Source organism: Paenibacillus sp. Z6-24, assembly GCF_054161335.1.
In genome coordinates this window covers 2,172,222-2,185,585 of the sequence record NZ_CP096398.1, presented here as the reverse complement: position 1 = coordinate 2,185,585, position 13,364 = coordinate 2,172,222, and the positions used below count along the sequence as shown (strand labels likewise).

The window sequence follows — 13,364 nt, the reverse complement described above, 5'->3', positions numbered from 1 at the left end:
TATATGATCGTCGGATAGCTGCCAATCATACTGATTAAGGAACTAAGCAACTTTGGCTAAGACTTGATTCCGATGAACGACATCATTGTGCTTCGATTTAGCAAGGTAATGCGCGAGACTTAGCTCGACTTGCTCCTGTGACATCGGGTCTTTGACATGCTTGATGAAGACTTTGGTAAGTTCATCAAGATCAAAGCCATGTCCTAGCACATTCTCCCGCCGCATTAGGGTTAGGACGGTATCTAATGGCAGTCGTTTCATGGATTCGCCCTCCCTTCGGTAGCGGCGGGGGCGGCTAGCTTTTGCTGAACGCTCCACTTCCTCCATAAGAGATACTGCCGCTGTGCTTCCTGCTCATCAATACCATGCTGTACCATGATGTTCAGGATAGCGCGGGGGATGGAATCGGTGTAGCCATACAAGCAACTACGAAACCCTCCCCATGAGATATCATACAGGACAACAAACGCTCGATGTGTTAGCCCTAGCTTCTGAATGCATTCTTTTACTGGGTGCATCATGTTTGATTTCTCCTTTCAAGTTGTCTTCCCTTATAGGTTAGACACTCTACAGGCAGGAATCACGCCAGACATATAGAAGCATAGGGAGCTATTTGAATCTTGAATTTGTCACATCTGAATAACCCATGAATAACAAGACAGCCTAGATTATAACGGTAACTTCCGAATGCATTCGATTAGAGTACCGCATCTCGTCACTCTATTTGGATGATTTACCGATTCGGTTAAATCTTCGCACTGGCATGAAAAATTGAATTTGCTTGGCTTCGTTATCTCCCGCCCTCTCAATGCATGGTGCACGGTGCGCGACGGGCATCAGTCTTACTACGATATTACATGGGTTATATGTGTTACTGATTGAATGATGAATTCATTCAGCACTGGGTAGTCCCTCCAAACTACCAGTCTACCCTATAAAAACAACTGCATCCTTACGTTGAAATGCGAGTGGTAATTTATCTTGGAGTCCTGCTATTCTTTCAAATATCTTAACTTTTTGTTCCTCATTTAAATTTTTTGCCGCCCATTCTTTTATACGAATAAGTTCCGCAATAATTTGCGGTACATCTTCCTCCTCTACATCAACACCTGTTGGGAAGAGGTCTGTCCATTGTAACCCTAATGATTCAATCGCAGGTAGCCAACACTCCTTAAAAAACGACTCCGTAGCAACTGGAATAAAAAAATTTTTTTCGTAATCATTTTGTGGGTCAAGAATTAATGCACTGATAGCCATAATCTATTTACCTCCAAAGATTGCACTGAACTTGTAATCAGGAAATTCTTTTCTTAGTTGGTTCAAACTATTTTCAACTGCCTGTCTTAGTTCGGGTGTGTCTCCATCTAATCTAAAAACAAATTCTCGGATACCCTTAATGTCTTCAAGATTCGGTATTTCTGATGAGCCATTCTTTGTTGCCCGTGTAGAAGTTGCATTTTCTAGAGCATTAATCCGATTTCTCGTTTTGGTCAATATCTGTTTATCTGCAAATTGTTGTGGAGTTTGTGCAGGTAAACCTGTTTTGGGATTAACCTTATTGAGACCTTGAGCGGATTTATCCTCATAAAAAATCTTTTTCACCAAATCAATCTCATCTAACTCTCCTAAAGATTCTCCTCTGTGGTTTACTATTTCAACCTCTTTAGCACTTTTAATCTTAGGAATTTCACCCGTCCCCTCAGAACGCATATACCCGTTCTTTTCCGGACCCGGCAGATCCTTCTCCGCAATCCGGTACACCATTCCATCGGCCCCCACGACTTCCATCCCGGGATTCGGTCTCGGCATATCAAAAGGCAACTTGGGTACTTTGGTTTTGAGGGGGAGGAAGCCGAGTACCAACTCTGTCATCATCCGAGTCTTCTGTCCAGAAGAAGCCTCACTAATCTGATGATAGGTCTGAACAGGATGAACTGCCATCCCTACAAGTCCCGCCATACCGTCAGCCACTTCATTCGCCCGCTCTTTAAGGACTTCCGGCTTGCCTTCTACCAGATCTACGAACAGCGACACGCCACCTTCCGCAAATGCACCAACTTCATCCCAGATAATCCAGGCCGTCGAATGATTATTGTGTTCGGCTTCTTCAGCCGCCTGCTGGGCAATCTCTGCTTGTTTCTCCTGCAGCCTTTGTATATTATACGCTTCCCAGGCTTTGCGCTGTGTCTCATTATCCCAGCGCAGACGGACATCTTCCGGGATCTGGCGATAGGATTGTTCCAGGCTGACCTGTGAGGTCCAGCCGATCGGACTAAAAGGAGTCAGCAGCGCAATACGAGCCTGGGTCATTACTTTACCTGCCCACCAGCGGCGGTAATGCTGGTCCCGGTCATCCACGCGCCCGGCCCAATCGACGAAGCCATTCGCTACGATATGACCGAGCTGGCTCCAGCTCATTGGGCGATGATTCGAAGATGCGCGGGCCGCGGCATGGTACACCTGACTGGCTGCAGCAGTTACGATTCCCTGACTGCCTCCGCCGGAGCGCCGGGCAGGTACGCTGGCATTGACCTGCATCAGGGCACCTGTTACTTTGGCTAGCGAATTGTTGATGCCGAGCAGCACTTTGCTCGTTGTTTTGGCCGGAATGGCGCCTGCCACTTTGGACAATAGTCCGAGCAGGCCATCCGACTTGGCTTTTTGGGCAGGGGGTGTGATTTTGGCCTTGGGAGCTGCCGCGTGAGTTTGTGCTTTTTGCTGCTGCGCGGCTGCCTGGCCCGCCTGGTAAGCCTGAATGCTCATCAGTGGCGGCTCGGGAACGGGTGCCAGATCGGCGACATATACCGGAGCTTTGACTGTTCCCACCTGATGGATGGTTGGCGAATGGATATCCGTATCCCCATCTACGATCATACTGCTTTGGCCGCCCTTGAGGTGGATCGCCCGGGCTGCTTCCAGTGACAGGGTCTGTGCGGCATTTAGCGCTATACTGCCTCCCTGAATCCCTATATTCCCCGGGCTGCTGATCTCGATTCCACTGTCAGGCTGCAGGGATATGGTCATGCTGCCTGATGTGGACAGCCGCAGTTCATGTCTATCCATTTGCAGCTGATTACCCGCCGGATGGCTCCATACTTTGGTGTCGGGATCATGGATAGCCGCGGTCTGCTGGCGCAGCGTACCGGTTACATAGCTGCTGCCTTCCCAGGACAACGGAATATACAGTTCGACCTGCTCCCCCTTTTCCGGCATATCGTGCCAGCCGGTATGCTTTTCAGCCGCATACGGTGTACTGACGGGAAACCAGATCAGTTCCTTGTTCGTTGCTGCTTGAGGGTGATTGCGATGATACTCCTCGTCGATATCCAGCTTTATCCGTACAAAGTCAGCCGCAATCTCCTCTACGATACCGGTCAGGGTAATGCCGGTTGTCTGCTCATTCTCATACCGATAGAACTGAATCTGCTCCGGCCGTTGCAGTTCATAGGAGGTCTGGATCAGCCCATCCTCCAGGCGGCTCTTCACTTCCACGACGACCAGCTCTGCCGAACCTGCACTGGCTGGCATCGTCAGATAATCACCGAGCGCATAATACTGGAGACTATCGATATAGTAGGATACATAGCCCGGCTGATGGCGAGCAGCAGACACTTCCGGATTTTGCGAACCGGCAGGATATGCCGCTGGACTAAATTGCCCGGATGAGAGGTCTACAGATTGCACGGAATCATGGGCAGCTGAATGTGTTGCAGCGGGAGCAGCATTATAGGATGAATACGCCGGATTCATCTGTCCAAATGTTTTACGAATCCGGTAAAATGTATCTTCACCAAGCACATGACGCCTGCCTTCCGGCATACCAAAAAATAGTTTTGGTGAGGCAGCGATCGTGTCCGGTACGAGCACCGAGCTAAAGCGGGAAGCCAGCCGTTTCAGAAACTGCCAGTCGGTCTCGTCATACTGCAGCACCAGACTGTCCAGTCTGGCGGAATCCGATATGGTATCGATAGCATCCCCATACGTATACTCACGTACAAGCCGGGTAACCAGATCGTCATACGTCTGATCAGCATTCTGAAAAGAACGTCGCTTGCGTTCGATATCCATTTGACCCGACTGGGAGATCGCTTCAAGCTCAAATGTATACACGCTGCGGATGCAGTGAATGGTGAACCGGGTAATCACGCCATGGAACAGACGCTGGACGGAATGTCCCCCGGCGTCCAACTGACGCAGCACGACAGGCTCACCTTCGAAATCGTGGTGAAGCGATGCTGCGCCCTGTTCTTCCGGTATGATACCGGTGACGAACATATAGCCATGCTCATTGATTTTACGGGTAATCGTCAACTCATTCAAGCGCTGCGGATGAATCGGTCCAGCCAGCCGCAGACTCTCATAGCCGATTCCCTGATGTAGTACAGTCACGGGTATGTAGTCTCCTGTCTTAAAAATCTAATTCCTGCCCATCATCCTCAATTCGGATATTGCCTGCATACAGGCATTGATGGGTACAATTGTGCGTCAAGGCCGGCTGCCCTTCGATCAGTACATCCGATTTGCCGTTTAGCCACGGCTGGGTCAGCACAGGGATGCACGGTGCTTTTTTGACTCCGTAGATATCGACTATCTGACTCGCCTGTACGGCTGGATTGAGCGGGCTGGAGCAGTTGCCGAATGACTTGATATTTGTGCCGGGCAGGTAGTCTCCGATATTCATTTGAGCTTTATTTTTGACGTATACTCCATGGCTGAATGGGCGCTTGAGCCGGGTCGGCTGGGTGCCATAACTGCAGCTAAGAATAGCGCCTGCAACGACATAACTCTTTTTGGCTCCACTGCCGGGCTGTACCTGTGCATTGTCCATATCGATCTTCCTTTCATAGTTTTTGGGCTTCTATAGGTATACGCAGCAGTCGAATGCCTGTATACGAACGGCGGAGCAGGCTTTCGGCTGCTGCCAGATTCACATACACATACGGTTCGCGCAGACCGGATATGCGAAATAGAGGCTGATCGATCTTGTCATGATCCAATACCAGATGCTTTAATGTGCCGTCAGGTCGGAATGTCGTCTGCTCTGACAGAGCGTCGATCACAGGCGGCTGCAGCAGCCAGTACAGATGCTGACTGCCACGCCGAATATCCGTCAGCATCACTGCACGCCATCCGGTATCCGGCAAGAATAGTTCCAATAATGACTTGACCCTGTCAGATACGAGTGGTACCGGAGAATCCAGCAGATCCGGATAGATCGTATGACGGTCTTCCTGAACATGTACGGTCAGCGGAAGCTGTTCCTCGCCTGGTGCAGATATGGCTCCCAGCAGTTCCTGCTGCTGGAGCAGAGACCATGCAGAAGGCTGGATCCGATGGATAATGCGCTCATCCGCGAGCAGCTGAAAATATCTCATTGCAGCCTGCCTCCTTTGCCTGTTAGATGATCCCGCCTCACTGTTCTGTTCAGCTGATCGGGTGATATTATCGCGCCTGTAAAATCAGTCTCGTCCACTATCGCACCATTCAGCGAAGCTCCCTGCAGATTGGCTCCGACAAAAGATACCCCTGTCAGATCACAATGATCGAGACAGGCTCCACTCAGATCGGCTCCCTGCAGTACAGCATCCTTCATGATCGCTCCGCCAAAATCAGCTTCTCGCAGATCGGCATCGGTAAAATCCGTCTGTTCCAGCACACTGTCCCGGAAACAGGCACGATAGAGAGAGGCCTTTGACAATGTACTTCCTGACAAATCCGCTCCGGTAAACTGTACACTGTCAAATCCAAGCACTTCCCAATCCAGTTCTGCCAATCCGGCAGCCCCCATCACTCCATCCAGTGTACAGTTTCGCAGCACACAACGGCTGAAATCCGCGCCATGGATCATACTCAGCGCGAGCGTTACCCCATCCAGTGTGCAATCCTGCCATACCGTTCCGATCAGCACACCAAAGCTCAATCGGCAGACCTTCGCATGCACACGTCTGAATATCGTGTACCGAAAATCCATCTCACTATAGTCACCCAGAGAGAGCCCCGCATCATGAATATCCTGATATCCATACGCATACGGCCGCTTCTCTGCCAGCCATGCATGAAGAGCCGCTGCATTCATTTCATTTCGATCTTCCTTATAAAGGTAAGTATTCTGGTCCAGGTACTCTCCTGCCCGAATCTCCAGCTGCAGCGCACGCTGCAATTCCATATACGCTGGCCGGTTCACTGCCTGCCGTACCGCCTTGCGCAGTATCATCATCATGACCTGATGAAAATAATCCGCTTCATCCAGCCTGATCTCATCCAATTCCAGCTCGCTTATTTTCCAGCCTGCCGAAGCCGCTTCCTGAATAATCCTCTCCAGTAGCTGATGCCAATACTGGAAAATACAGTTTCCTTCATATTCATACTCGACAGGGTTCGGATCCAGTACTCCGCGCTCATCCGCCGCCTGAATCAGATAGGCCGGATGTCCATCGAGCAGCCCCGTACGCAGGAGAGAGTAAGTGATGTAATGAATTTCGCCTTTACGTCCTTCCAGCTGCTGCTGGCGGATATGATTACAGCATCCGATAAAATTATTGCTGACTTCCTCTATCCATCCAGCCTGCCATTCCTGTCTGTTCTGCTCAAGCTGCTGCTGTATGTACAGCCTAGCTTTGCTGCGTATATGCTGCTTTTGTTCTGTAGTCACGCTATTAAAGAAGTATATGATTGCTCACCTGCTTTGCATTTCGCATTCTGTCTATGGCTGTCCATCAGTTGGATTTCACTTCTGCGCCCTTCATATCCGCGGTGCCACTTAGTTCAATATGGCTGCCATTACAATCCAGTGTCAGCGAGCCGCCTGCTGACAGATTCATCGTTTTGCCGGCGGACAGGCTCAGATCACCACCTGCCGAGATGCTTACCTGCTGATTGCTGACAATTTGAATCCCGTTCTGGTTATCCAGCTTGATAAATACGGCTCCATCCTGTGCACTGACTGTAATCCCATCCGGAGCGAGCTGGATCTCGCGCCCATGCGGGGTACGCCAGATTTTCACGCTGGGATCCGACAGTTTGTTATCTCCTGCATCTCTCTTTGCTCTGCGGATGGCTCCGCGTGCATAAGCGTCTTCCTCCCGGCTGCCGGGGAAATAAAGGCTGACCGGGTCCCCTTTTTCCGGCATCACGTACCAGCCAGTATGGTTGCCTGCACTGTACAGCGTGGAATAGGAGAACCAGTGTGCTTTGGATACATCCTGCTGCGGATCACAGTCCAGGTGAATACGCACCTGATCCTGCTGCACATCCAAGACAGTACCGCTTAGCGATGCACCGGCCAAATTTTCCTGATAATAACTTCTCTGCCGCAGCCCTTTATACGTACAGAGTACGTACAGATGGCGGAGCAGCCCACTATGCATGTCCGTGTAGACTTCGGTCACATATAGGCTTTTCCCCTGAAAATGGACATGACCGCCCAGATCAAGCACCTCATCCGTCTCCACTTCATAGACGATAAAATCTCTTTCTTCCAGCGAAGTCCCATCATTCTCCTGAAAATAACGAAAAGGAACCAGCTGCTTGCGCACGGTATACCGGGTATGATCCAGCACTACCGGCTGGTACGTGTCCTGGATGCCAAAATAAAACTTGGGCGCATCAAACTGGGCTACCGGCATCAGACTCGTATGATAGCGTGAAGCCAGACGACGCAGGAATTCCCAATCAGTCTCCCGATACTGGATCGCGATACGCTTCATTGCACCGCCGCCTGTCGCACCATCGATCACATCGAGTCCTTCATAATGGCGACCGATCTGCTCCAGCAGCTGCGGCAGTGTCATCTCTGTATCCTGAAACGAACGGATACGGCGCTGCACATCCATCCGGTACGTATGCGAGACAGCTTCCACCTCCAGATAATAGACGCCGCGAACGACCTTCACCTCTACAGACAGAGCGATACCGCTAAACAGCGGCTTGATCTCGCCATTGTCCTGCAGCTGCCTCACCTGTATAACCGTGTTGGCTTCGGTGCTGTCAATATAGCTATCCTGCATTTCTTCGGGAATAATTCCGGTAAAATACAATCGTGTATGCTCGTTGATCTTCTTGCTGAGTGTAAACTGCTCCAGATTCACCAGCGGAAACGGCTGAATCTGCAAATTATGATAATCCAGGCTCATATGTATTCTCCTCTATGGTCAAAAAGCGCAGCGAGCGGATCAGAATCTCCGTCACCGGCTTCCAGTGTTCAATTTCTGCAGCTTCACAATGAAAAGTGCCAATAATCAGCTTGCCCTGGTCATTCACCAGCAGCATTTCGTTATACATCTCGCCATCTATAATAGATACGACAAATCGGATCACAGCCATTGTGAGATGGTCCGTTTTGATCATCTCTACTCCCTGCCAGCTGAGGATCGGCTGTATCCGCCGGATCATCTCGCCCAGCTGCCGGGCTGTCGTCCCCAGTTCCTCCTCTTGGATCTCCATATCAGTGGGACTCCATGTAAAATCCACTATACCCTCGGGTTCCGCGTAGATCACCTGCGGGCGATGCTCCGATGGATACTTGATACGAACTTCCTCAATAGACATCTGCCCAAAATGATCAGGCAGCAGGCATTCCAGTCTCTCGCTTAACAGCTGAACGGCTCTAAAGCGCGTGGGTCTTCCTTTGATATTAATCCGCAGCTCTGCATCTGCTGCAGAAGCAGTGGTTATGGACTGCATACCGGCTTCCTTTTCCGATGATACCGGCAGTCCTTGTCCTGCCGGTTCCGCAGCATCCAAAGATTGCTTCGCTGCTCGTTTCCCGTACAGCTGTGAGACAATATACTCATCCATATGTTGCAATATACACACTTCTCCTTCCCTTCCTTGTATAATTTTATTAAATATGATGTAAAATTCCTATTCTTCTAAAGTCTTAAATGAATAGGTAGTAACGTTACGTGGATACGTATGATTCCATACACCCAGATCATAGTACATATTACAGTATTTATACCTATCGAATACGCTTACTCCTCCATAATCTGGATATTCACACAAGATAAAATAATATCTTACCCGCTTAGGTTTGCATAAATGTGTAAATATTCTCTATCTCTATCTTATCTCTTAACTATTGTACGAACTTTTTATCGATATGTAAGCTATCGTTTGATAACAGAAAAGAGCAGCTATTTGCTGCTCCTTTCTGTCTGATATCTGCTATTGTCTGATCCATTTCCCATTCCATGCTATGCTTCTTTGTTACATCTCACTCCATCTATCCCTTTTTCACCAGTGCCTCCCGTAGTGCTTCCACCGTAGTCAGCGGCTCATGACAGACAAATCCTTCACAAATATAGGCGGTCGCGCCATCCTGCATGCCCATATCCGCCAGATGCGGCAGCAGCTTCCTTGCGGCTTCGCCGTCTGTTCCGGCATTGTTTAGCAGCAGGGCAGCGAACGGACGATATGCTTTCTGGGTCTCGGCGATCATTTCCTGGTAAGACAGATCTTCCACTTTGCCAGCCAGCACAATCTCTTCCGTACCGTGCAGCATCTGCATACCCGCCAGCAGCATCATCGCATATCCGGACGGATACTGCTTCACCGTTCCGGCAAAAGCATTGAGCGTCCGCTCGGCATAGCCGAGCAGCTCCTCATCCTGGGTAACAGCCGCCAGACGGGCAAGCGTCCAGGCGGCCACCGAGTTGCCGGATGGCATGGCGCCGTCGTACGTCTCTTTGGTCCGGGTGAGCAGCTGTTCACTGTCACTGCCGGCAAAGTAGAACCCGTCATTCTCTTCATCCCAGAAGAGAGCGATCAGCTGATCCTTGAGAATCAGCGCCCGCTCCAGCAGCACGGTCTGCCCGGTTGCTTCATACAGTTCCTGCAGCCCCCAGATCAGATAGGCATAATCATCCAGATAAGCCGGATAGGCAGCATGTCCATCCCGGTAGCGGGCGAGCAGTCGTCCATCTTCGCGGCGCATATGCTGCCAGATAAAGTCCGCTGCCCGCATTGCTGCCTGTGCATATTCCGGCTTCTGCAGACGCTTGCTGCCGCGTGCGAGGGCCGCGATCATCATGCCGTTCCAGGAAGTGAGCACTTTGTCGTCCTTAGATGGATGGATGCGCTGTTCCCGATAATCGAACAGCTTTTGCCGGGCTTCTTCCAGATCAGTCAGCAGGGCCAGTTCGTTCAGATCACGCTGCTCGGCAATCTCGGCTGCAGTGAACGGGATTAAGTTAGGGATATTTGATCCTTCAAAATTGCCTTCCGGCGTAATATCGTAAATATTGCAATACTTGTGCATCTCTTCCAGACCGAGCACTTCCTCGATCTCATCCCGGTCAAAGACGTAGAACTTGCCTTCTTCTCCTTCAGAATCGGCATCTTCCGCGCAGTAGAATGCCCCTTCCGGTGAGGTCATATCCCGCAGTACATACGTAAAGACCGATTCGGCGATCTGGGCATAGCGTCGTTCATTCGTCAGCTGATACGCATCCAGATACGTAATCGCCAGCAGAGCGTTATCGTACAGCATTTTCTCAAAATGCGGTACCAGCCACTTCTCGTCCGTCGAATACCGGGCAAAGCCAAAACCGATATGGTCATAAATGCCGCCGCGATACATGCTGTCCAGCGTATGCTTGACCATCTCCAGCGCCTGCGGTTCCTGGTAAGTCTGGTAGTAGGCGCTGAGGAACATTAGATTATGCGGCGTCGGGAACTTGGGTGCTGCACCGAACCCGCCATATACTTCATCAAAGGAACTGACAAATGTCTTGTACCCGCGGTGGATAATATCTTCACTGAACTCGCCATGCTGCGTCTCGTTCGCATACAGCATCATGCGCTCGACGATCTCATCACCCGCCTTGACGATCCGGTCGCGGTCACTGTTCCATTGTTCCCGGATCTGGGTGAGCATATCGATTACACCGATGCGCCCGTACTTGGTCGTTTTCGGGAAATAAGTGCCTGCATAAAATGGCTTCTGCTCGGGTGTGAGCAGCACGGTCAGCGGCCAGCCACCCTGTCCGGTCAGCGCCTGACAGTAAGCCATATACAGATTGTCGATATCCGGACGCTCCTCCCGGTCGACCTTGATCGGAACAAAGTACTCATTCAGAACAGCTGCGACTTCTTCATCTTCGAAGCTCTCGCGCTCCATGACGTGACACCAATGGCATGTGGATGTAATCCTCCGCTAGGAATAACCTACAGACAGAAACACCGGCTTGCCCTCCCGTTTGGCTTTGGTGAACGCTTCCGGCCCCCAGGCCATCCAGTCGACCGGATTGTGAGCATGCTGCAGCAGATACGGCGACTTTTCATAAATCAGACTGTTCGTATGTTGGTGGTTACCTTCGATAAATTCGCGCATGGTTGATTCCTCCTTAGGTTTGTTATTGATAATATAACCGAATATGAGAGGAAAGAAAAAAGAACCGTCCATAAAAGACGGTTCTCTTTCTGGTATGCCATCCTAATTCTAGTGATCCAGGAACACCAGCTGAATAAAGAACAATACCGCAAAAATATAAAAGATCGGATGAACTTCTTTGCCTTTGCCGCGAAGCAGCTTGAGCAGCGGATAGAAAATAAATCCAAATCCGATACCGGTCGCAATACTGTGGGTCAGCGGCACCAGGATGATGATCAGGAAAGCTGGAAAAGCTTCTTCGAGATCTTTCCAGTTGATTTTGCTAATCACGCTAATCATGAAGTAACCGACAATAATCAGTGCCGGTGAAGTGATCGCCGGGATACCCGAGATGACACTTACGATCGGGGAGAAGAACAACGTGATCGCCAGCAGTATGCTGACTACGATCGCTGTCAGCCCCGTTCTTCCTCCTGCAGCAACACCTGTGCTGGACTCGATATATGCCGATGTAGGACTTGTTCCGAGCAGAGAACCAGCCGTCGTTCCCACTGCATCTGCGAGCAGTGCGCCGCGGGAACGCGGGAACTTCCCGTCTTTGTTAAGGAGGCCGGCCTGCTCTGCCACGCCAAGCATTGTCCCTGTCGTATCAAACAGAGTGATCAGCAGGAAGGTAAAGATAATCGTATACAGGCCGCTTGAAAATACACCTTCCAGATCCAGCTGGAACGCCGTTGTTGCCAGACCATGCGGCATTGCCACAATCGATGCCGGCAGCTGAAACAGTCCGAGAATCCAGGCCAGAATCGCAGTTACGACCATACCGATAAACAGATACCCTTTGACATTATAGGCCATCAGTACAACCGTAATCAGCAATCCGATAATCGTCAGATAGGTCATTGGTGAGGCCAGATTACCGATCGTGATCAAATTGGATTCCGAAGCGATAATCACACCGGAATTCTGCAGACCCACCGTCGTAATAAATAATCCAATACCTGCTGTAATCGCATGCTTCAGACTCGCAGGAATCGCATCCAGCAGCATATAACGGAAAGAAGTGACCGATAAAACAATAAACAAAAGCCCTGCAATAAATACCGCTCCCAGAGCAACCTGCCAGGTCACTCCATATCCGCCAACTACACTATACGCAAAAAATGCATTAAGCCCCATACCAGGCGCCAGAACGATCGGATAATTGGACCACAGCCCCATAATCAAAGTCGCTACAATACTTGCCAGCACGGTAGCAATAAATACCCCGTTAAAATCCATCCCTGTGCTGCTCAGTATGCCGGGATTGACGATCACAATATAGACCATCGTAAAAAAGGTAGTGAGCCCCGCAATAATTTCGGTTGAAACAGTCGTGCCTCTTTCTTTGAGCTTGAACCAGTTATCCATGTAAAGCCAGCCTCCACGCCATCGGTTATTCATAAACGCCATAAAATCCTGATTCTTTTATTAAGACCGCAATTTTCGCGCTGCTGTATTTGTCATTAGGATTCAATAAGAGAAGTGTATGAATAAAATCAAGGCATCTATTTATTATTTTTAACCCGATTTACCTTTCGAATTTTAATGAATTTAGCATGCTTTGTCAACGAAAATCGTATCTTTTTCTTATTATTCACGAACTATTCATCTGATTCGTTCACTTTTCATTCGTTTTTTATACATGATAGTGTTGGGAGTATGATCAACCCAATCCAGCGCGGCGATGCTGTATGCAGGGCAGTATGACAAGCAGGATAACAGACTTTAATAAGCTGACAAATTGTATTTGCAAACAGAAATTGCGTCTAATGATGGGTATCTTGGTTAATCATTCTTCAACCGAGCATATCCGGCTGCAGGTATCCCGTAATGATCATATCTGGAGCGATCCTGTACCGGACGGTGGGTTCCCAGCGCGGCCATCCAAGTTTGACATTTCTCTCAGCAGTATGAAAAAGCGGCAGGTCATACAGTAGGACCCTGCCTAACAGGAAGCAGATGATTTTAACCGAAAAATAAAAAAGTACGA

At 49.7% G+C, this 13,364-nt stretch carries 10 protein-coding genes and 1 pseudogene; 1 reads left to right on the top strand and 10 read right to left on the bottom strand.

Annotation, left to right across the window (positions count from 1 at the left end):
- Positions 1-42: 42 nt before the first annotated feature.
- The 10 genes and pseudogenes from M1D61_RS09640 to M1D61_RS09595 all read right to left on the bottom strand — a co-directional run bounded on the left by M1D61_RS09640 (position 43) and on the right by M1D61_RS09595 (position 12,742).
- On the bottom strand, positions 43-261 hold the full coding sequence (locus tag M1D61_RS09640) for a hypothetical protein (RefSeq protein WP_458122142.1): 219 nt from the start codon (positions 259-261) through the stop codon (positions 43-45).
- A gap of 666 nt (positions 262-927) precedes the next feature.
- Positions 928-1,257, bottom strand: a complete 330-nt coding sequence (locus M1D61_RS09635) for a hypothetical protein (protein ID WP_458122141.1) — start codon at positions 1,255-1,257, stop codon at positions 928-930.
- A gap of 3 nt (positions 1,258-1,260) precedes the next feature.
- Positions 1,261-4,389 carry a contractile injection system protein, VgrG/Pvc8 family gene (locus M1D61_RS09630; protein ID WP_458122140.1) on the bottom strand — a complete coding sequence of 1,043 codons (3,129 nt, stop codon included), beginning with the start codon at positions 4,387-4,389 and terminating at the stop codon, positions 1,261-1,263.
- A gap of 19 nt (positions 4,390-4,408) precedes the next feature.
- Complete coding sequence (locus M1D61_RS09625; RefSeq protein ID WP_458122139.1) at positions 4,409-4,828, bottom strand: DUF4280 domain-containing protein; 420 nt, start codon at positions 4,826-4,828, stop codon at positions 4,409-4,411.
- A gap of 13 nt (positions 4,829-4,841) precedes the next feature.
- A complete protein-coding gene (locus M1D61_RS09620) occupies positions 4,842-5,375 on the bottom strand; it encodes a hypothetical protein (RefSeq protein ID WP_458122138.1) in 534 nt (177 codons plus the stop codon).
- On the bottom strand, positions 5,372-6,652 hold the full coding sequence (locus M1D61_RS09615) for a pentapeptide repeat-containing protein (protein ID WP_458122137.1): 1,281 nt from the start codon (positions 6,650-6,652) through the stop codon (positions 5,372-5,374). Before M1D61_RS09615 ends, M1D61_RS09620 begins: the two co-directional genes overlap by 4 nt.
- Positions 6,653-6,716: 64 nt before the next feature.
- Positions 6,717-8,132: a phage baseplate assembly protein V gene (locus M1D61_RS09610; protein WP_458122136.1), complete on the bottom strand. Its 1,416-nt coding sequence runs from the start codon at positions 8,130-8,132 to the stop codon at positions 6,717-6,719.
- On the bottom strand, positions 8,113-8,796 hold the full coding sequence (locus M1D61_RS09605; protein ID WP_458122463.1) for a hypothetical protein: 684 nt from the start codon (positions 8,794-8,796) through the stop codon (positions 8,113-8,115). Before M1D61_RS09605 ends, M1D61_RS09610 begins: the two co-directional genes overlap by 20 nt.
- Positions 8,797-9,223: 427 nt before the next feature.
- Positions 9,224-11,332 (bottom strand): annotated as a pseudogene (locus tag M1D61_RS09600) (thioredoxin domain-containing protein).
- A 108-nt stretch (positions 11,333-11,440) separates the two neighbouring features.
- The gene (locus tag M1D61_RS09595) at positions 11,441-12,742 is read right to left on the bottom strand and encodes an NCS2 family permease (protein ID WP_458122135.1); all 1,302 of its coding nucleotides are present in this window, start codon (positions 12,740-12,742) and stop codon (positions 11,441-11,443) included.
- Between the two features lie 401 nt (positions 12,743-13,143).
- Here M1D61_RS09595 and M1D61_RS09590 point away from each other — a divergent pair, with 401 nt between their 5' ends.
- Positions 13,144-13,311 (top strand): hypothetical protein, encoded by a 168-nt coding sequence (locus tag M1D61_RS09590; RefSeq protein WP_458122134.1) that lies wholly within the window; start codon positions 13,144-13,146, stop codon positions 13,309-13,311.
- Positions 13,312-13,364: the final 53 nt, after the last annotated feature.

What these genes read in the sequence shown, in the direction of transcription:
- M1D61_RS09640 (WP_458122142.1), bottom strand. Translation starts at nt 261, where the DNA reads ATGAAACGACTGCCATTAGATACCGTCCTAACCCTAATGCGGCGGGAG.
- M1D61_RS09635 (WP_458122141.1), bottom strand. Translation starts at nt 1,257, where the DNA reads ATGGCTATCAGTGCATTAATTCTTGACCCACAAAATGATTACGAAAAA.
- M1D61_RS09625 (WP_458122139.1), bottom strand. Translation starts at nt 4,828, where the DNA reads ATGGACAATGCACAGGTACAGCCCGGCAGTGGAGCCAAAAAGAGTTAT.
- M1D61_RS09620 (WP_458122138.1), bottom strand. Translation starts at nt 5,375, where the DNA reads ATGAGATATTTTCAGCTGCTCGCGGATGAGCGCATTATCCATCGGATC.
- M1D61_RS09610 (WP_458122136.1), bottom strand. Translation starts at nt 8,132, where the DNA reads ATGAGCCTGGATTATCATAATTTGCAGATTCAGCCGTTTCCGCTGGTG.
- M1D61_RS09605 (WP_458122463.1), bottom strand. Translation starts at nt 8,796, where the DNA reads ATGGATGAGTATATTGTCTCACAGCTGTACGGGAAACGAGCAGCGAAG.
- M1D61_RS09595 (WP_458122135.1), bottom strand. Translation starts at nt 12,742, where the DNA reads ATGGATAACTGGTTCAAGCTCAAAGAAAGAGGCACGACTGTTTCAACC.
- M1D61_RS09590 (WP_458122134.1), top strand. Translation starts at nt 13,144, where the DNA reads ATGATGGGTATCTTGGTTAATCATTCTTCAACCGAGCATATCCGGCTG.